General features: G+C 73.6%; 19 protein-coding genes and 1 tRNA gene. 14 read left to right on the forward strand and 6 right to left on the reverse strand.

Annotated features, from left to right (window positions below; all coding sequences use genetic code 11):
- Window positions 1–128 precede the first annotated feature (128 nt).
- The 12 genes from ACF053_RS18830 to ACF053_RS18885 all read left to right on the forward strand — a co-directional run bounded on the left by ACF053_RS18830 (window position 129) and on the right by ACF053_RS18885 (window position 11,981).
- On the forward strand, window positions 129–521 hold the full coding sequence (locus ACF053_RS18830; RefSeq protein ID WP_058944763.1) for an NADH-quinone oxidoreductase subunit A: 393 nt from the start codon (window positions 129–131) through the stop codon (window positions 519–521).
- Window positions 512–1,159 carry an NADH-quinone oxidoreductase subunit B gene (locus ACF053_RS18835; RefSeq protein WP_391954949.1) on the forward strand — a complete coding sequence of 216 codons (648 nt, stop codon included), beginning with the start codon at window positions 512–514 and terminating at the stop codon, window positions 1,157–1,159. The genes ACF053_RS18830 and ACF053_RS18835 overlap by 10 nt, the downstream gene beginning before the upstream one ends.
- Window positions 1,156–2,604: an NADH-quinone oxidoreductase subunit C gene (locus ACF053_RS18840; protein ID WP_391954950.1), complete on the forward strand. Its 1,449-nt coding sequence runs from the start codon at window positions 1,156–1,158 to the stop codon at window positions 2,602–2,604. The genes ACF053_RS18835 and ACF053_RS18840 overlap by 4 nt, the downstream gene beginning before the upstream one ends.
- Entirely contained in the window at window positions 2,601–3,569 is a 969-nt protein-coding gene (locus ACF053_RS18845) for a complex I subunit 1/NuoH family protein (protein WP_391954951.1), read from the forward strand. Before ACF053_RS18840 ends, ACF053_RS18845 begins: the two co-directional genes overlap by 4 nt.
- Complete coding sequence (locus tag ACF053_RS18850; protein ID WP_391954952.1) at window positions 3,569–4,228, forward strand: NuoI/complex I 23 kDa subunit family protein; 660 nt, start codon at window positions 3,569–3,571, stop codon at window positions 4,226–4,228. The genes ACF053_RS18845 and ACF053_RS18850 overlap by 1 nt, the downstream gene beginning before the upstream one ends.
- Entirely contained in the window at window positions 4,225–4,806 is a 582-nt protein-coding gene (locus ACF053_RS18855; RefSeq protein ID WP_198549358.1) for an NADH-quinone oxidoreductase subunit J family protein, read from the forward strand. The genes ACF053_RS18850 and ACF053_RS18855 overlap by 4 nt, the downstream gene beginning before the upstream one ends.
- The gene (gene nuoK, locus ACF053_RS18860; RefSeq protein ID WP_058942685.1) at window positions 4,806–5,171 is read left to right on the forward strand and encodes an NADH-quinone oxidoreductase subunit NuoK; all 366 of its coding nucleotides are present in this window, start codon (window positions 4,806–4,808) and stop codon (window positions 5,169–5,171) included. Before ACF053_RS18855 ends, nuoK begins: the two co-directional genes overlap by 1 nt.
- The gene (locus ACF053_RS18865) at window positions 5,168–7,159 is read left to right on the forward strand and encodes an NADH-quinone oxidoreductase subunit 5 family protein (protein WP_391954953.1); all 1,992 of its coding nucleotides are present in this window, start codon (window positions 5,168–5,170) and stop codon (window positions 7,157–7,159) included. Before nuoK ends, ACF053_RS18865 begins: the two co-directional genes overlap by 4 nt.
- A 27-nt stretch (window positions 7,160–7,186) precedes the next feature.
- Window positions 7,187–8,740, forward strand: coding sequence for a complex I subunit 4 family protein (locus ACF053_RS18870; protein ID WP_391955138.1), 1,554 nt, complete (start codon window positions 7,187–7,189; stop codon window positions 8,738–8,740).
- Between the two features lie 26 nt (window positions 8,741–8,766).
- Entirely contained in the window at window positions 8,767–10,308 is a 1,542-nt protein-coding gene (locus tag ACF053_RS18875) for an NADH-quinone oxidoreductase subunit N (protein ID WP_391955139.1), read from the forward strand.
- A gap of 420 nt (window positions 10,309–10,728) precedes the next feature.
- Window positions 10,729–11,592: a zinc metalloprotease HtpX gene (gene htpX / locus ACF053_RS18880; protein WP_058942688.1), complete on the forward strand. Its 864-nt coding sequence runs from the start codon at window positions 10,729–10,731 to the stop codon at window positions 11,590–11,592.
- Window positions 11,589–11,981, forward strand: coding sequence for a YccF domain-containing protein (locus tag ACF053_RS18885; protein WP_391954954.1), 393 nt, complete (start codon window positions 11,589–11,591; stop codon window positions 11,979–11,981). The genes htpX and ACF053_RS18885 overlap by 4 nt, the downstream gene beginning before the upstream one ends.
- Window positions 11,982–12,205: 224 nt before the next feature.
- Here the strand turns inward: ACF053_RS18885 and ACF053_RS18890 are convergent, their stop codons facing one another.
- Entirely contained in the window at window positions 12,206–13,486 is a 1,281-nt protein-coding gene (locus ACF053_RS18890) for an APC family permease (protein ID WP_391954955.1), read from the reverse strand.
- 248 nt (window positions 13,487–13,734) lie between these two features.
- On the opposite strand from ACF053_RS18890, the gene ACF053_RS18895 reads away from it, so the two are divergent.
- Window positions 13,735–14,004, forward strand: a complete 270-nt coding sequence (locus ACF053_RS18895; RefSeq protein WP_058942691.1) for a GlsB/YeaQ/YmgE family stress response membrane protein — start codon at window positions 13,735–13,737, stop codon at window positions 14,002–14,004.
- 19 nt (window positions 14,005–14,023) lie between these two features.
- On the opposite strand, the gene ACF053_RS18900 is transcribed toward ACF053_RS18895, so the two are convergent.
- The 3 genes from ACF053_RS18900 to ACF053_RS18910 form a co-directional block, all read right to left on the reverse strand.
- Window positions 14,024–14,731 (reverse strand): alpha-ketoglutarate-dependent dioxygenase AlkB family protein, encoded by a 708-nt coding sequence (locus tag ACF053_RS18900; RefSeq protein ID WP_391954956.1) that lies wholly within the window; start codon window positions 14,729–14,731, stop codon window positions 14,024–14,026.
- A complete protein-coding gene (locus ACF053_RS18905) occupies window positions 14,728–15,231 on the reverse strand; it encodes a methylated-DNA--[protein]-cysteine S-methyltransferase (protein WP_391954957.1) in 504 nt (167 codons plus the stop codon). Before ACF053_RS18905 ends, ACF053_RS18900 begins: the two co-directional genes overlap by 4 nt.
- 146 nt (window positions 15,232–15,377) lie before the next feature.
- Window positions 15,378–15,866 (reverse strand): YajQ family cyclic di-GMP-binding protein, encoded by a 489-nt coding sequence (locus ACF053_RS18910; RefSeq protein ID WP_058942694.1) that lies wholly within the window; start codon window positions 15,864–15,866, stop codon window positions 15,378–15,380.
- 193 nt (window positions 15,867–16,059) lie between these two features.
- Here ACF053_RS18910 and ACF053_RS18915 point away from each other — a divergent pair.
- Window positions 16,060–16,141 (forward strand) — tRNA-Tyr (locus ACF053_RS18915).
- Window positions 16,142–16,362: 221 nt separating this feature from the next.
- Here ACF053_RS18915 and ACF053_RS18920 read toward each other — a convergent pair.
- On the reverse strand, window positions 16,363–17,766 hold the full coding sequence (locus tag ACF053_RS18920; protein ID WP_391954958.1) for an HNH endonuclease: 1,404 nt from the start codon (window positions 17,764–17,766) through the stop codon (window positions 16,363–16,365).
- 185 nt (window positions 17,767–17,951) lie between these two features.
- Entirely contained in the window at window positions 17,952–18,608 is a 657-nt protein-coding gene (locus ACF053_RS18925; RefSeq protein ID WP_391954959.1) for an SDR family oxidoreductase, read from the reverse strand.
- Between the last annotated feature and the right edge of the window lie 7 nt (window positions 18,609–18,615).

Consider the following 18,615-nt stretch of genomic DNA (forward strand, 5'->3'; position numbering starts at 1 on the left):
GGGCCGGTGGGGATAACCCCACCCCGTCCGTGGCACGGCTGACGGGCCGGGTGGTACCAGGGCCTAGACTCCCGTGCGTACAGATCGCCGATCGGCGCCCGCGGGGGCAGGAAGAGAGAGGGACGGACGTGCCGGAACAGACCGGACTCGCGGCCGACTACTTCCAGAGCTACTCGGCCGTCGGGCTCCTCGCCGTCGTCGGCGTGCTCTTCGTGGCCGTCGCGTTCACGGCCGGGCGGCTGCTGCGCCCCGTCGTGCCGACGCCGGAGAAGCTGATGACGTACGAGTGCGGCGTCGACCCGGTGGGGGAGGGCTGGGCCCACACCCAGGTCCGCTACTACGTCTACGCCTTCCTCTACGTGATCTTCGCGGTCGACTCGATCTTCCTCTTCCCGTGGGCGACCGTCTTCGCCGAGCCCGGGTACGGCGCCACCACGCTGGTCGAGATGTTCGTCTTCCTCGGCTTCCTGGCCGTGGGACTGCTCTACGCGTACAAGAAGGGCGTCCTGACATGGACGTGAACCCCGGCGCCACCCCCGAGCCCGTGACCTCCGCGCAGGCGACGGCCGCGCAGCCCGTGCCCCTGCCCGAGCCGAAGCGGCTCGGCGTCCTGTCGCGGCTGGCCCCCGAGCCCATGAAGGTGGTCCTCAACTGGGGCCGCCGCTACAGCCTGTGGGTCTTCAACTTCGGCCTCGCCTGCTGCGCCATCGAGTTCATCGCGGCGTCGATGGCCCGCCACGACTTCATCCGGCTCGGCGTGATCCCCTTCGCGCCCGGCCCCCGCCAGGCCGACCTGATGATCGTCTCCGGGACGGTCACCGACAAGATGGCGCCCGCGGTGCGGCGGCTGTACGAGCAGATGCCGGAGCCCAAGTACGTCATCTCGTTCGGCGCCTGCTCCAACTGCGGCGGCCCGTACTGGGACTCGTACTCCGTCACCAAGGGCGTCGACCAGATCATCCCCGTCGACGTGTACGTGCCGGGCTGCCCGCCGCGGCCCGAGGCGCTGCTCCAGGGCATCCTGAAGCTCCAGGAGAAGATCGCCCGGGAGTCGCTCGGCGAGCGGTACGGGCACGGCACCGGGCGGCCCGACACCGCCGCACTCCGCAGCGGCCTGGTCACCCCGCCGCCGCCCGCGTCCGCAGGCGGTGCCCGGTGAACGCGTACGACACCCTGCCCGACGCCGTCACCGATGTCTTCGGTGCGGAGGCGACCGCCGAGCGGGCGTACGACCTGCTGACGGTCGACGTCCCGGCGGGGGCGTGGACCACCGCGCTGGAGACCGCGCGGGACGCGCTGGGCTGCACCTACTTCGACTGGTTGAGCGCCGTCGACGAGCCCGGCACCGGCTTCCGCGTCTGCGCCCACGTCGCCGCCCTGGAGGGCGGCACCGTCCGCCGCCTCATGCTGCGCACGACCGTCCCGCACGACGCGCCCGTCCTGCCCACCGCGGTCGGCGTGTACGCGGGCGCCGGCTGGCACGAGCGCGAGACGCACGAGATGTTCGGCGTCACCTTCGAGGGCCACCCGAACCCCGCGCACCTGCTGCTCCCGGAGAACTTCGAAGGCCACCCGCTGCGCAAGGACTTCGTCCTCGCGGCGCGCGTCGCCAAGGCGTGGCCGGGTGCCAAGGAGCCGGGCGAGTCCGCGGCGGGCGCGGCGCACGGCGGCCCCAAGCGGCGCCAGATGCTGCCGCCCGGCGTGCCCGACCCCAACGAGTGGGGTCCGCTGAAGGGCCAGCTCCCGCCCGCCCCGGCCCGCCCGGCCCGCGCCGCGCGCGCCGGCGGCGCCGGCGGCCCCGCGCGCGCCGGCGCCGCCGGCGACCGACCGGTACGCCGGACGCGCACGGCGGGCGAGGGCTCCAGCAGCCAGGGCACCGCGGCAGCGCCCGGCACGTCGGGGGGCGCGGCCGCCCCGACGCCCGGTGGCCCGTCCGGCGGCGCGGAGGGTGCCGCTGCGGCGACGCCCGGTACCGCGGCGCCCGGCGTTCCGGCGTCCGGCGTTCCGGCGTCCGGGTCCGGCGCCGCGGCGCCGGCGCCCGCCACCCCGCCCGCGGAGGGCGCCGGCGTCTCGGAGGCCTCCGCGGCGCCCGCCACGCCTCCGGCCGCCCCGCCCGGTACGGCACCGGGTGGCGCCGCTCGCCCGCCGCGCCGCGCCCGTACGGCGGGCGAGGGATCGGCCAGTCAGCGCCGGAGCCCCACCGAGGACGAGCGCCCGGCCGACCAGGCTCCGGCGGCGCCCCCGCGCACCCGCAGCGCGGACGCCCCGTGGAACAACCCGCGCCCCGCCTTCGAGCCCCCCGACCCGGCCGACCCGCCACGACCGACCCCGGAGCAGGGCCCGACCGAGGACCGGACCGGCGCCCCGGCCCCCGGCCGACCCGCAGCCCCGGACCCGGGCCCGGGGCAGGACCCGGCCCCGGGGCAGGACGCGGCCACGGACTCGGACCCAGCTTCGGACCCGGGGCAGGACGCGGCCACGGACCCGGCCTCGGACCCGGACTCCGCCCCGGGCCCGGGCACAGCCCCGGACCCGAACCCGGCCCCGGCGCCGGCCCCGGACCCCGCCCCCGACCGACGACGCCCCGAAGGAGACGACGCGTGAACGACGCACTCGACGTCGCCCTCCGCCTGGTCGTCGTCTTCGCCGTGTTCCTGGTGCTGCCCCTGGTGATCGGCCAGACGGAGCACAAGGTGATGGCGCACATGCAGGGCCGCCTCGGCCCCATGTACGCCGGCGGCTTCCACGGCTGGGCGCAGCTCGTCGCCGACGGCGTGAAGTTCGCGCAGAAGGAAGACGTGGTCCCGGCCGCCGCCGACCGCCGCGTCTTCCAGCTCGCGCCCGCCGTCGCGCTCCTCCCGTACCTCCTCGTGCTCGTCGCCATCCCGATCGGACCCGGCGAGGGCGCGGTCGGCGTGCTCGTCGACGCGGGCGTCTTCTTCGTCCTCGCCGTGATGGGCGTCGGCGTCCTCGGCTCGCTCATGGCGGGCTGGGCGTCCGCCAACAAGTTCTCCCTCCTCGGCGGTCTCCGCACCGCCGCGCAGCTCCTCGCCTACGAACTGCCCATGCTGCTCGCGGCCGCCTCCGTCGCGATGGCGGCGGGGACCGTCTCCCTCCCCGGCATCCTCGACGCGTTCGAGTGGTGGTGGCTGCCGTGGCAGATCGTGGGCGCGCTGGTCTTCTTCGTCGCGGGCCTGGCCGAGCTCCAGCGCCCGCCGTTCGACATGCCCGTCGCCGACTCGGAGATCATCTTCGGGGCGTACACCGAGTACACCGGTCTGCGCTTCGCCCTGTTCCTGCTCGCCGAGTACGCGGGCATCGTCGTCCTGTGCGGTCTGACCACCGTCCTCTTCCTCGGGGGCTGGCACGGCCCGTTCGGCGCCGACGGCCTCGGCTGGGTGTGGACGCTGCTGAAGGCGGCCGTCCTCGCCTTCGTCGTCATCTGGCTGCGAGTGAGCTACCCGCGGCTGCGCGAGGACCAGCTCCAGAAGCTCGCCTGGACCACGCTCGTGCCGCTCGCGCTCGCCCAGATCGCCCTCACCGGCGTCGTCAAGGTGGTGATCCAGTAATGGCCCCGATCCCCGGATCCGGCCTGGCCAAGGGCCTCGCCGTCACCCTCCGGACGATGACGAGGAAGAGCCACACCGCGCAGTACCCGGACGTCCAGCCCGAACTCCCGCCGCGCAGCCGCGGCGTCATCGGCCTGTTCGAGGAGAACTGCACGGTCTGCATGCTGTGCGCCCGCGAGTGCCCCGACTGGTGCATCTACATCGACTCCCACAAGGAGACGGTGCCGGCCGCCGCGCCCGGCGGACGGGAGCGCAGCCGCAACGTCCTCGACCGGTTCGCGATCGACTTCTCGCTCTGCATGTACTGCGGCATCTGCATCGAGGTGTGTCCTTTCGACGCGCTGTTCTGGTCGCCGGAGTTCGAGTACGCGGAGACGGACATCCGCGACCTCACGCACGAGCGGGACAAGCTCCGCGAGTGGATGTGGACCGTGCCGGAGCCGCCCGCGCTGGACGCCGGCGCGGAGGAGCCGAAGGAGCTCGTCGCGGCCCGCAAGGCAGCCGAGAAGCTCGCCGCCCAGCAGGCCGCCACGACCCAGCCCGCCCCACCCGCCACCCCGGGCGCGCCGACCACTCCGACCACCCCCGGCCCCGACGCCCCGGGTACCCCCGACGCCCCGGGCGCCCCCGGGACCCCCCGCGAGGGAGGCACCGCATGACCCCCGCCACGGCGCCCGCCGCCATGACCCTCGCGGCCGGCCACGGCTTCCTCTCGCCCACCGGCACGGAGATCGCGTTCCTCCTCGTCGGCGTCGTCACCCTCGGCGCCGCGGTGATCACGGTCACCACCCGCCAGCTCGTCCACGCCGCGCTCTGGCTGGTCGTCGCCCTCGGCGGGATCGCCGTCGAGTACCTGCTCCTCACGGCCGAGTTCATCGCCTGGGTCCAGGTGCTCATCTACGTCGGCTCCGTCGTCGTCCTCCTCCTCTTCGGTCTCATGCTCACCAAGGCCCCCATCGGCCGCTCCCCGGACGCGGACTCCGGCAACCGGCCCGCCGCCCTCGCCGTGGCGGTGGCCGCCGCGGCCGCCCTCGTCTGGGTGGTCGTGGACGCCTTCCGCACCACCTGGATCGACCTCGACGGCCCGGTCCAGGGCAGCACCCGGGTCACCGGGGAGATGCTCTTCCGCAACTGGGTGCTGCCCTTCGAGGCGCTCTCCGTCCTGCTGCTCGCCGCGCTCGTCGGCGCGATCGTCCTCTCCCGCAAGGGCGACTCCGGGGCGGAGGGGAAGCGCTGATGCACCTCGCCTATCCGGCCGTCCTCGCCGTGCTGCTCTTCTGCACCGGCCTGTACGGCGTCCTCGCCCGGCGCAACGCCATCCTGGTCCTGATGTCCGTCGAGCTGATGCTCAACGCCGTCAACCTCAACCTGGTCGCCTTCGACGTCTGGCTCCGCGACACCCTCCACGCGGGACAGGCGCTGACGCTCTTCACCATCGCCATCGCCGCCGCCGAGATCGGCATCGGCCTGGCCATCGTGCTGATGGTCCACCGCAGCCGCGGCACCGCCGACATCGACCGGCTCCGCGACAACGCCGAGACCCCGGGCGGCGACGGGGCCGCCCACGAGCAGACCGGCAAGAAGGCTGAGGCCACCGCGTGACCACCACGACCCTCGCCGTCCTCGTCCCCCTCCTCCCGTTCCTCGGCGCGGCCGCCGGCCTCCTCCTCGGCCGCACCGCACCCGGTTTCGTACGGCCCCTGGCCGTCCTGCCGACCGTGGCCGCGTTCGTCCTGGCCGTGCTGGTCGCCGCGCGCCAGGGCGGTGGGAAGGCCGTCGACGCGGCCACCCAACTCACCCCGACCGGCTCGGTCCCCGTCGACCTGGCCCTGCACGTCGACGGCTTCGCCGCCCTCACGGCCGTCCTCGTGGGCCTGGTCGCGTCCTGCGTGCAGATCTACTCGACCGCCTACCTGCGCGACGACCCCCGCTACCCGTCGTACGCGGCGCTCGTCTCCCTCTTCACCTCCGCGATGCTGCTCGTCGTCTACTCCGGCGACCTGATGGTGCTGCTGGTCGGCTGGGAGGTCATGGGCGTCTGCTCGTACTTCCTCGTCGGTCACTACTGGGAGACGCCCGAGGCGCGGGCCGCCTCCCTGAAGGCGTTCCTCGTCACGAAGCTCGGCGACGTCCCGTTCCTCCTCGGCCTGTTCGCCCTCGCCGCCGACGCCGGGACGTTCCGGATCACCGGGGTCCTCGGCGCCGTCGCCGCGGGCGGCCTCGACCACCCCACCCTGGTCGCGCTGCTGCTCCTCGCCGGGGTCGCGGGCAAGTCGGCCCAGTTCCCGCTGCACACCTGGCTCCCGGACGCGATGGCCGGCCCGACGCCGGTCTCCGCGCTCATCCACGCCGCGACGATGGTCGCCGCCGGCATCTACTTCGTCGCGCGCCTCCTCCCCGTCTTCGCCGCCTCCGCGGCCGCCCTGACCGTCCTCGCCGTGATGGCCGCGCTGACCATGGTCGGCTCGGCCCTCGCCGCGCTCGCCCAGGACGACATCAAGCGGGTCCTCGCCTACTCGACCATCGGCCAGCTCGGCTACATGTCGGGTGCCCTGGCCGTCGGCGACCGCGGCGCCGCCGTCTTCCACCTCCTGTCGCACGGCGCCTTCAAGGCGGTCCTCTTCCTCGCCGCGGGCGTGGTCATCCACGCCGCCGGCACCAACTCGCTGGCCGCCATGTCCCGCATGAGCGGCCTCGCCCGCCGCATCCCCGACGCGTACTGGACGATGACGGTCGCCCTCCTCGCGCTCGCCGCGATCCCGCCGTTCGCGGGCTTCTTCTCCAAGGAGGCCGTCCTCGTCGCCGCCGAGCACACCGCGCTCGGCGACCGGGACGTCGCCCCCGCCGGGGCGGGGTGGATCGTCCTCGTGGCCGGTCTCCTCACCGCCCTCCTCACCGCCGCCTACGCGACGCGCCTGTGGCTGCTCGCCTTCCGCGGCCGCGGGGAGGAGGTCCCCGACCACGGCCGTCAGCCGCTCGCCATGAGCGCCGTCCTGTGGGTGCTCGCGGTCCCCTCGCTCGCCTTCGGCCTGGCCGTCACCTCCCTCGACGACTGGTTCGACGGCCACGCCCTCACCCCGACCACCACCACCGCGGTCCTGGGCACGGGCACCGCCCTCGTCGGCGGCCTGATCACGTACGCCGCCTGGCGCCGGGCCACCACCCGCGCCGCGCACGTCCCGCTCGGCGCCGTCGCCGCCCACCCCGAGGCGGAACCCGCCGTCTCCGAGGCCGAGGCGATCACCACCCACACCCCGGCCTACGGCTCGATCGCCTCAGCGCCCGACCCCGCCGACCCCGGACGCCTCCTCCTCGGCCCGCTCCACCGGCACGCGGTGACCGGCTTCCACCTGGACGCCCTCTACACCGCCGTGTTCGTACGCCCCGTCCGGGCGGCGGCCTCGCTGGTCCGCTTCCTCGACCGCGAGGTCGTCGACACCTACGTACGCGGAGCGGGCGCCACGACCGGTCTGCTCGGGGCGGCGGTGCGCCGCGCCCAGACCGGCAACGTGCAGACCTACCTCAGCGTCCTGCTCGCCGGTTCCGTCGTCCTGGCGGTCGCCGCCGTCCTCGTCGCCGCCGGAGCGTGAACCGTGATCGATATGAGCGAATCCGTGATGCAGTTCCTCCTGGCGTTCATCGTCGCCGCGCCCCTCCTCGGTGCCGTCGCGGCGCTCCTGCCGGCCCCGCCCGGACTCAAGGGGACGTCACCCGACCAGGCCGTCCTGCGCCACGGCGTGACCGTCACCGGCGCGGTCCTGGCCGCCGCCATCGCCCTGACGCTCGGCTTCGACCACGACAACGCGTCGAGGATGCAGGCCACGACGGACATCAGCTGGATCCCCGCCCTGGACGTACGGATCCACCTCGGTGTCGACGGCATCTCCCTCCCCCTCCTGGTCCTGACCGCGCTGCTGACCTTCCTCTGCGCGCTGTACAGCTACGCCAAGCCCCCCGCGGGCCCCTCCCCGAGGGCCTTCGTCGCGCTGCTGCTCGTCCTGGAGGCCGGCACGCTGGCCACCTTCGCCGTCCTGGACCTGCTGCTGTTCTTCCTCGCCTTCGAGATGGTGCTCATCCCGATGTACTTCCTCATCGCCCGCTGGGGCGGCGAGGGCCGACAGGCGGCCGCCTGGAAGTTCATCCTCTTCACCCTCCTCGGCTCGGTCGTCATGCTGCTCGGCCTGCTCCTCGTCGGACTGAAGGCGGGCACGTTCGACATGGTGGCACTCGCCACTGACAACGGCCGCGCGCTGAGCACGTCGCTGCAGGTCATCGCCGTCCTCGCGATCGGCGTGGGGCTCGCGGTGAAGACGCCGATGTGGCCGCTGCACAGCTGGCTGCCGGACGCGCACACCGCCGCGCCCACCGTCGGCTCGGTCCTCCTCGCCGGCGTCCTCCTCAAGATGGGAACGTACGGTTTCGTCCGGATCGTCCTGCCGATCGCGCCCGACGGCATGCACGTCTTCGCCCCGTACCTCGCCGCCTTCGCCGTCGCCGGGATCATCTACGGGTCGCTCGCCTGCCTCGCGCTCGCCAGGAGCGGCGCCCGGGGCGACCTGAAGCGCCTCATCGCCTACTCCTCCGTCGGCCACATGGGCTTCGTGCTCCTCGGCATCGCCAGCATGACCCCGACCGGCGTCAACGGCGCGCTCTTCGCCAACATCGCGCACGGCCTGATCACCGGGCTCCTCTTCTTCCTCGTCGGTGCCGTGAAGGACCGCTTCGGCACCGCGGACCTCGACACCCTCGCCGGCGCGACCGGCGCCGCGCTGTACGGCCGCGCGCCCCGCCTCGGCGGCCTCCTCGCCTTCGGCGCCGTCGCCTCCCTCGGACTGCCCGGGCTGGCCGGCTTCTGGGGCGAGATGCTCGCGATGTTCGGCGCGTTCCAGCCCGCCGAGGGCCTCAGCCGCCCCGCGTTCCTCACCTACACGGCCGTCGCCTGCTTCGGCACGCTGCTCACCGCCGCGTACCTCCTCGTCGTCGTGCGCCGCGTCTGCATGGGCGCCCGGCCCACCGCCGACCAGCCCGCGGTCGCCGACGTCCAGGGCCACGAGTTCGCCGCGTGGACCCCGCTGGCAGCCCTCACCGTCCTCGCCGGCCTCTGGCCCGCGGTCCTCCTCGGCCTCACCGACCCGGCCGTGCAGCAGCTTCTCGCAGGAGGCAAGTCGTGACCGCCGCAGCCGTGACCGGCACGCCCGTGACCGCCGCCGACCTCGCCGCGCCGGCCGCCGCGCCCGCCGCCGACGTCGTCCAGGCCGTCGACTGGGTGGCCATCGCGCCGCCGACCGTCGTCGCCGTCGTCGCCCTCGCCGTGCTCGTCGCCGACTTGTTCCTCCCGCCGCGGCGCAAGCCGGTCCTCGCCTGGGCGGCGATCGCCGGCCTCGTCGCCGCGCTCGCCACGCTGGTGCCCCTCCGCGCCGGCGACCGTTCCACCTTCTGCCTGACCGGCACCCCGGACGCCTGCAGCTACACCGCCGACCACTTCACGCTCGCCATCCAGCTCCTCGTCCTCGGCGGCGCCCTGCTGACGGCGCTCCTGTCCGTCGCGCTCACCCGGGACGAGCTCCCGGCCGGCGAGTACTGGTTCCTGCTGCTGTCCTCCGCGGCCGGCGCGGCCCTGCTGCCCGCCTCGCGCGACCTGGCCACCCTCGTCGTCGCCCTGGAGGTGGCCTCGCTCCCGGCCTTCGCGCTCGTCGGCCTGAAGCGCGGCGACCGCATGTCCGGGGAGGCGGCGCTGAAGTTCTTCCTCTCCTCCGTCACGGCGACCGCCGTCACCCTCCTCGGCGTGAGCTTCGTGTACGCCGCGACCGGCACCCTCCACCTGACGGAGATCGCCGGGCAGCTCGACGACGTCCCCGCACAGCTCGGCACGCTCGCCAAGGCGGGTGTCGCCCTCACGCTGGTCGGCTTCGCCTTCAAGACGGCGGCCGCGCCCTTCCACTTCTGGGTGCCCGACACCTACGTGGGCGCCCCCCTGCCGGTCGCCGCGTACCTGTCCGTCGTCGGCAAGGCGGTCGGCTTCACCGGCCTCGTCCTGGTGACGGTCGTCGCCTTCCCGTCGTACGCCGACGTGTGGGGTCCGGCACTCGCCGTACTGGCCGCCCTCACGATGACCGTCGGCAACGTCGCCGCGCTGCGGCAGGCCCCCACGCGCGCGTTGAGCGCGGTCCGCCTCCTCGCCTGGTCGTCCGTGGGGCAGGCGGGCTACCTCCTGGTCCCGATCGCCGCCGCGGCGTACTCCAGTGACGACCAGGTCGGCGCCACCGTCGCGTACGCGCTGGTGTACGCCGTCGTGAACCTCGGGGCCTTCGCGGTCGCCGCGGTCGTCGCCCGCACCCACCCGGCGAACCGGATCGCCGACTACCGGGGCCTGTACGCCACCCGGCCGGTGACCGCCCTCGCCATGGGCTTCTTCCTGCTGTGCCTGGCGGGCCTGCCGCCCGGCGTCATCGGCCTGTTCGCCAAGGTCGTCGTCTTCTCCGCCGCGGTCGACGCGGGCCTCGGCTGGCTCGCCGTCGTGATGGGCGTCAACGTCGTCATCGCCCTCTACTACTACCTGCGCTGGACCGCCGTCCTGTTCCGGGCACCGGAGGCCGCCACCGAGGAGGCGGAGGCTCCGGTACGGCACCGGGTGCCCGCCGGCCTCGCCGTGGCGGTGGCGCTGACCGCCGTCGGTGGTGTGCTGCTCTCGGGCTACCCGCAGCTGGTGCTCCGCTTCGCGGCCACCACGCTGTTCTGACCCATCCGCGCCCCGCCCGGCCCGGCCCGACCAGGCCGGGCCGGGGCGGGTACGCCCTCTCCGGCACCGGAACTCGCCCCGCGCGCGAGCCCCCGCGTCAAGCCCCGGCGCGCGCCTTCCGGGACCCACACGCCCCGCCCTGAGCGGGCCCACGGCCCGCCCCGGGCCGGTCCACGGTCTGCGCCACGCCGCACCCGCGCCCTGCCCGGGGCCGTCCACGCCCCCGCCCGGGGCGGGCCCATGCTCCCGGCGGGGCGGGCCCATGCCCCCGCCCGTCACCCGTCCGGCGCAGCGCCCGCCCCGGCGCGCGCAAGGGAACCAGCCACTCCCGCCTCGCGTTGACCAGTACGGGAGGGTCCACTGGACAGTGGAGCAACACCAGCGAAGGGTTCCCCTGCCGCACCACTTGGAGGGCGTACCGTGCACCGCCGGCACAACGGGCTGAGGACCGCCGTACTCCTCGGAGGGCTGTCCGCGATCATCATCGTGATCGGCGGCCTCTTCGGGCGCACGGGCCTGGTCGTCGCCGTCCTGGTCGCTCTCGGAACGAACGCGTACGCCTACTGGAACAGCGACAAGCTCGCCCTGCGCGCGATGCGGGCCCGCCCGGTCAGCGAGTTCGAGGCGCCGCAGCTCTACCGGATGGTCCGCGAGCTCTCCACACAGGCCCGGCAGCCGATGCCGAGGCTCTACATCTCCCCGACCCAGGCCCCCAACGCGTTCGCGACGGGCCGCAACCCCCGCAACGCCGCCGTCTGCTGCACCGAGGGCATCCTGCGCCTCCTCGACGAGCGTGAACTGCGCGGCGTCATCGGACACGAGCTGAGCCACGTCTACAACCGGGACATCCTCATCTCGTCGGTCGCCGGAGCCCTCGCCTCCGTGATCGTGTTCCTGGTGAACTTCGCCTGGCTCATCCCGATCGGCCGCTCGGACGACGACGAGGGCCCGGGCCTCCTCGGCATGCTCCTGATCATGATCCTGGGTCCGCTCGCAGCCTCGGTCATCCAGCTGGCGGTCAGCCGCTCCCGCGAGTACGAGGCGGACGCGTCCGGCGCCCGGCTCACCGGCGACCCGCTCGCCCTCGCCGCCGCCCTGCGGAAGCTGGAGGCCGGTACGCAGCGGCTGCCCCTGCCTCCCGAGCCGCGGATCGAGACGGCGAGCCACATGATGATCGCCAATCCGTTCCGGCCCGGACAGGGCATGTCCCGCATGTTCTCCACCCACCCGCCGATGGCGGAACGCATCGCCCGGCTCGAACAGATGGCAGGCCACCGCCCGTGAAGACGATCCTCAACCTGATCTGGCTGGTACTCAGCGGCTTCTGGCTCTTCCTCGGCTACCTCGCGGCCGGTCTGCTGCTGTGCGTCACGATCATCGGCATACCGTTCGGCGTCGCCGCCTTCCGCATCGGCGGCTACGCCCTCTGGCCCTTCGGCCGCACCGTCGTCGACCGGCGGGACGCGGGCGCGCCCTCCTTCGTCGCGAACGTCCTGTGGCTCGTCCTGGCGGGCTGGTGGCTGGCCCTCGGCCACATCGTCACCGGCATCGCCCTGTGCGTGACGATCATCGGCATCCCCCTCGGCATCGCCAACTTCAAGCTGATCCCGGTCTCCCTGCTGCCACTCGGCAAGGACATCGTCTCCAGCGACCAGCCGTTCACGGCCCGGTGACCGGGGTTATCCACAGGCTGTGACGACTGTCGCCCGAGTGCTGCACCATGGACTCATGAGCGACTACACAGCGTCATGGCGACTACACGGCGTCACAGACACACGCATGCCGTCACGGCACACCTCGCCCCGACACAGGTGGTCGTCGACCCGGGGGCCCTCCGGACCACGCCGCGCCCCTCACCACCGCGCCCGGATATGACCCCGGGTCGGTCGTCGCACCGCTAGCGGCCCCGCCCAGGCCGCTCCGGCTGCCCGGCCCGCCCGGACCGTCCGTCGACGCCCGCCCGCCCCGCGTACAGCACCGCTCCCACCGCCAGCACGGCCGCACCCGCCAGCACCGAGCCGAGCGGCAGGGAGAAGGCCAGCACCAGACATCCCGCGAGGCCCCCCGCGGCGAGCAGCCGCACCCGGGACGCCCCCGCCGAGAGCGTCCACGCCGAGGCGTTGGCGATCGCGTAGTAGACGAGCACGCCGAAGGACGAGAAGCCGATCGCCTCGCGCAGGTCGGCGGTCGCCGCCACCACCGCGACGACCGCACCCACCACGAGCTCGGCGCGGTGCGGCACCCCGAAGCGCGGGTGGACGGCCGCGAGCCCCCGCGGGAGGTGTCCGTCCCGCGCCATGGCCAAGGCCGTACGGGACACCCCGAGGACCAGCGCCAGGAGCGCGCCGAGCGCCGCCACCGCCGCGCCCACCCGCACCACCGGCACCAGCCCGTCGGCGCCCGCCGCGCGCACGGCGTCGGCCAGGGGCGCCGATGACCCGGCCACCCCACCCGCGCCCAGCACGGAGAGGACGGACACCGCCACACACGCGTACACCACCAGCACGATCCCCAACGCCACCGGGACCGCCCGCGGGATCGTCCGCCCGGGATCGCGGACCTCCTCGCCGAGCGTCGCGATCCTGGCGTACCCCGCGAACGCGAAGAACAGCAGCCCCGCCGCCTGCACCACCCCGCCCACCGAGGCGTCGCGCCCCGGCCCCAGCCGGCCGAGGTCCGCCGCTTCCGAACCGAGGGAGGCCACCACCACGGCGGCCAGCACGGCCAACACCACCGCCACGATCCAGCGCGTCACCCACGCCGACTTCTGCACCCCGCCGTAGTTCACCGCCGTCAGCACCACGACCGCCGCCACCGCCACGGAGTGGGCCTGCCCCGGCCACAGGTACACGCCCACCGTCAGCGCCATCGCCGCGCACGACGCCGTCTTGCCCACGACGAACGCCCAGCCCGCCAGGTACCCCCAGAAAGGACCAAGCCGCTCCCGCCCGTAGACGTACGTGCCGCCTGACGCCGGGTAGCGCGCGGCCAGCCGCGCCGAGGCCATCGCGTTGCAGTAGGCGACGGCCGCGGCGAGCGCCAGACCCAGGAGCAGCCCGCTCCCGGCCGCCCGTGCGGCCGGCCCGAGCGCCGCGAAGACCCCGGCGCCCAACATCGCGCCCAGACCGACCATGACCGCGTCGAAGAGCCCGAGCGACCGTCGCAGAGTGCGTACCATGCGCCGCACCCTACTGACCTGCGCAACCACCCGACCCATCCCGGGCGTCCTCCAGGACAGACACACCACGCGAACCGCATGAACGGCCCAGCGGCAACCACGCCCTGAGCCAACGACGCCCCGACGGCAAAGACGGCGCCACGGCCACCCCAGCCCGACGACCCCCGGCCCCCGGCCCCCCACAGCCCCAGGCCACCACAGCCCCGGGCCACCACGGCCCCGCACGGCCCCGACGGAAGGAACACCGCGTGAGCGTCATCAGCTGGATCGTCCTGGGCCTGCTCGCCGGCGTCGTCGCCAAGGTGCTGCTCCCCGGCCGCGACCCCGGTGGCCTGATCGGCACGACCCTCATCGGCATCGCCGGCGCGTTCACCGGCGGCTGGATATCAGCCCGCTACCTGGACCGGCCGATCAGCAACGACTTCTACGACGGCGCGACCTGGCTCGCGGCCATCGGCGGCTCCCTGGTCCTGCTGATCGCCTACCGGATCCTGTTCGGCCACTCCAGGCCCCGCTGACCCGGCCCCGGCCTCCGGGTCACCCGGCTCCCGGGAGCCCCGTCTCCCGCAGGGTGAGGTTCAACCGCCCCGCCCGCATCCCCGACTCCGGATCGCCGGTGCCCGGGTACACCTTCGGCACCCCGTGGTACGCGAACCGTGACGGCCCGCCGAAGACGAACAGGTCCCCGGACTCCAGCAGCACATCGGTGTACGGCCGCCCGCGCGACTCGGTGTTCCCGAACCGGAACAGGCAGCTGTCGCCGATGCTCAGGGACACCACCGGGGCCGAGGAACGCTCCTCGCGGTCCTGGTGCATGCCCATGCGGGCGTCCCCGTCGTAGAAGTTCACCAGCGCGGCGTCAGGCGCGTACCGCCTGCCGTCCGTCCCGGCGCCGTCGGTCCCGACCTCCCCCTCCGCACCCTCGCCGTAGGCCGCGGCCACCGCCTCCCGCCCGAGATCCCCGAGCCACCCGGGGAAGGGCGCGACCGGCGCCCCGTTCACGTCGTCCGCCGTCCGTGAGTACCGGTACGGCAGCCAGTGCCATCCCAGGCACACGGTCCTCACCGACATCACCCCGCCGCCCGGCAGCGCGGTGTGCCGGAGCGGCACCGGACCGCGCGCCCATGCGCGGCACGCCTCGACCAGCTCCCGCCGGCGCTCCACCGACAGCCACCCCGGCACGTGCACCGCCCCCGGCGCCACCTCGGCGCGGCCGCCGCCCAGCGGGAACAACGCCTGCGTCACCGGACCAGTGCGCCCTCGATGCCGAGGAGGCGCTCCTTGCGCTCCGGCCCCGCCGCGTAGCCGCGCAGCGAACCGTCCGCCCCGATCACCCGGTGGCAAGGCCGCACCACCAGCAGCGGGTTGCGCCCGATCGCCGTCCCCACGGCTCGCACCCCGGCACCCGTGACCCCCACCCGCGCCGCGACCTCCCCGTACGAGGCGGTCGTGCCGTACGGGATGTCCTCCACCGCCCGCCAGACACGCCGCTGGAACTCACTGCCGACGTCGCCGGCAGCCACCGGCACGTCGAACACCCGCCGCCGTCCCGCGAAGTACTCCTCCAGCTGCGCCGCGACCGGCTCGAAGGCCCCGGGCGCGTGCCGCCACCCCTCGCGCACGGCGACCGCCCCCTTCTGCTCCGGCAGGGACAGCGAGACGAGCGCGACAGCGCCGTCCCCGCTCTCCTCACCCACCAGCAACATGGCGCCCAACGGCCCCTCGACCTGCGCGTACACCGTCATGGTCGGTCCCTTCTTCCCCCACCAGTCTGTGCCGCGCCGCCCACTCGCCGCTGGCGGAAATCCGACATCAGGCACCCCGTGACGAGGCGGGGGCGGACCGGCCACCGGCCGCGTCCGCCCCCGTCCCGCCCGGAACACCGCACGCGTCAGCGGTAGTTCACGAACTGCAGCGCGAAGTCGAAGTCCTTGCCCTTCAGCAGCGCGATCACGGCCTGCAGGTCGTCCCGGTTCTTCGAGCTGACCCGCAGCTCCTCGCCCTGCACCTGCGCCTTGACGCCCTTGGGGCCCTCATCGCGGATGATCTTCGCCACCTTCTTGGCGTTCTCCTGCGAGATGCCCTCCTGGATCGTCGCGAAGATCTTGTACTCCTTGCCGGAGAGCTGCGGCTCGCCCGTCTCCAGCGACTTCAGCGAGATCCCGCGCTTGACCAGCTTGGTCTCGAAGACGTCCTGGATCGCCTTGACCCGGTCCTCGGAGTTCGCCTGCATCAGGATCTTCTCGCCGGACCAGGAGATCGACGCGCCGACGTTCTTGAAGTCGTAGCGCTGGGAGATCTCCTTCGCCGCCTGGTTGAGGGCGTTGTCGACCTCCTGCCGCTCGACCTTCGAGACGATGTCGAAACTGGAGTCGGCCATGTCCTGTGGCTCCTTGCGTCGGGTGGTTGCGAGGGCGGCGGCCCAGCGCCGACCGCCACCCCAAGCCTAGCCACCCCCACCCGTCCCACGTACTGATCGAAATCGGTGGCGAACCACCCCCCGGGATCAGGTATCGTTTACGTCGTTGCCGGGGAGCGAGGCCGAAAGGCGGAGCACCAAGGCGGCATCCCATGGCGGTGTGCCCGAGTGGCCAATGGGAGCGGACTGTAAATCCGTCGGCTTAGCCTACCCAGGTTCGAATCCTGGCGCCGCCACGCGAATGGATGGCCCCTGATCTGCGGAAACGCAGTCAGGGGCCATCGTCGTATGCACTGGATGGCCACCGGCCACGGCGAGTCCCCGAGGCGCGGACGTGCGCCGGCCGGGCGCGTCCGCACCCGCTGCCCAGTCGGGCGGCGACGGGACCTTCCGGACCAGCCGTCGCCGGATCGCGAACGCGATCTGCACCATGTGTGGGAGGCCGGTGTGCCCGCCGCTACCTGGCGAAGTCGAGATGGCGCTGGCGCGCCACGTTCAGCAGGACCTTCCGGAGCTGCTGCCGCTGTTCGCCGCGCGTCTTGAGGGCGTGGCAGTTCGGACAGAGCGCGATCATGGTTTCCGGGGTGTCCTGCCCCCCGCGCGCCAGGTCCTTGACGTGATCGACTTCGAGGATCGGAGCCCCCGTGTCCGTACGCTCCAGCGGGTGCCCCAGACAGGAAGGATTCTCGCAGTGGCCGCCGCTGCGCAGGAGCACCGCCTGCCGCGCAACCGTCGAGCGGAGGTAACGCTCGACCGTGGTGAGCTTGGAGCGTTCCGTGCGGCTGGCGGCACGACGTCGCGCCGCCTCGCTCAGCCGCCTGTAGCGCTCATGGTCGTCCACCGCGGTCGTGCCGGAGGCAAGGGCCGCACCGGGCGGGACGAAGTCGAGCGTGTCGTCGTGCAGACGTCCGTCGTCAGCAGCCAGGGCCTCCCGCACGTCTGCGGGCCACGAGTCCCGGAGCGGGGAGGGCACGGGCGCGAGGATCCAGACGAACTCCCGTCGGTCGCGCTTGTCCTCCCCCCGACCCCAACGCCGCCGCCGCTGCACGATGACGGCCCACGTCTCGAACGTCCACTCGCTGCCGTAGGGCTTGTGCCAGTACCGCAGGGCCTTCTGCTGCTCCTGGTAGGCGGCCATGGACGCGTTCCCGGAGACCAGCTTCTGGTGGCCCGACAGACCGTCACCGGTGTAGGCGATCCAGTTGGTCTCGGGGATCCGCCGGTCCGCGTACGGCCCCTTGTCGTCCGAGTAGACCGTGAGGATGCCGTCCGCCAGCGGTGTGATGCCGAGCACGCGGTTGCCGCCGTACACGTCCGCGATGGCCCGGCGGTTCGGGTAGGGCTCGCCCACGAACGGGCGCAGCGCCGTCTCCAGCCGACCGGCCATCAGCCTGCTCAGTTCCAGGTCGGCCAACAGGTCCGCGGGTATCGGGTCGAAGAAGCGGTGGAGCACGGTGCCCACGGCCCAGGCGGCCAGCGCAGGATCCTCGGCCACCTGCTCGTAGTCCGCTTCGGGGAGCCCCGCGAGCGGATCCGTGGCATCGAGCGCGGAAGCCTGCGGTCGACGACCCCGGCCGGACAGAGGCCGCCCCCCGGGTACGTGCACCTCCCACAGTCCGTCCCCCTGCAGATCCCAGAACGCTTCCAGCGCCCCCCGCTCCGCGTCCGTCACACCGGCGTACGAGGAGATCAGGGGACGCACGGCCGCCCTGACGACCGACCACGGCTGCTGCCGGGGCCTGCGGTGCACCGCCTGGGCGATGGCCCAGAGCAGGAGGAGTGGACGGTGCAGTGTCCCGCCCGCGGAGCGCTGTGCCGCCTTCAGCTTCCCGATCCTCTTGATCAGGTCCTGTCCCTGCATGACCACTGCTACCTCCCCGAGTGCGAGCGCTCCCATCTCACCAGACGCTTCTGACAATCCGGCTCGACAGTTGCACTCCCACTTGGCGACTCATCACCCCACGGACGGCACCCGGGCACGCAGGGGCCCCCTCGTCCGGCGGGGATGCAGGGCGAGGGGGCCGTCCGACGCGGGTCGTCGGGGTGTCAGTTGCCGGCTACGGCCTTCGTGGCGACCGGGATCGGGGTCGAGCCGCTGATCAGTTCCAGGGTCAGGCCCGCGGTGCCCGGGGAGTCGAGGAGTTCGGCGATGGTCGCCGCCACGTCGTCGCGGGGGATCGGGCCGCGGCCGGTGGAGGCCTCCAGGCGGACCAGGCCCGTGCCCGCGTCGTCGGTGAGCATGCCGGGGCGCAGGATCGTCCAGTCCAGGCTGGTCTTGCCGCGGACGTGCGCGTCGGCGGCGCCCTTCGCGCGCAGGTACGCGTCGAAGACCTCGTCGCCCCGGTGGTCCGGGTCGGCGCCCATGCTGGACACCACGACGAGCCGCCGCACCCCCGCCCGTTCCGCCGCGTCGGCGAAGAGGACCGCCGCGGCCCGGTCCACGGTCTCCTTGCGGTCCACGCCGCTGCCCGGGCCGGCGCCCGCGGCGAAGACCGCCGCGTCGGCGCCCTGCAGTACCGCGGCGACCATCTCCAGGGACGCCGACTCCATGTCCAGGAGGACCGGTTCGGCGCCCGCCTCCCGCAGGGCGTCGGCCTGCTCCGGTTTGCGGATGATGCCCGCGACCTCGTGTCCGGCCGCCGCCAGCAGGCGCTCCAGGCGCCGCGCGATCCGACCGTGTCCTCCAGCGATGACGATGCGCATGCTCACG

Origin of the sequence: Streptomyces kanasensis (assembly GCF_043077165.1) — a bacterium.
Classification (GTDB): Bacteria; Actinomycetota; Actinomycetes; order Streptomycetales; family Streptomycetaceae; genus Streptomyces; species Streptomyces changanensis.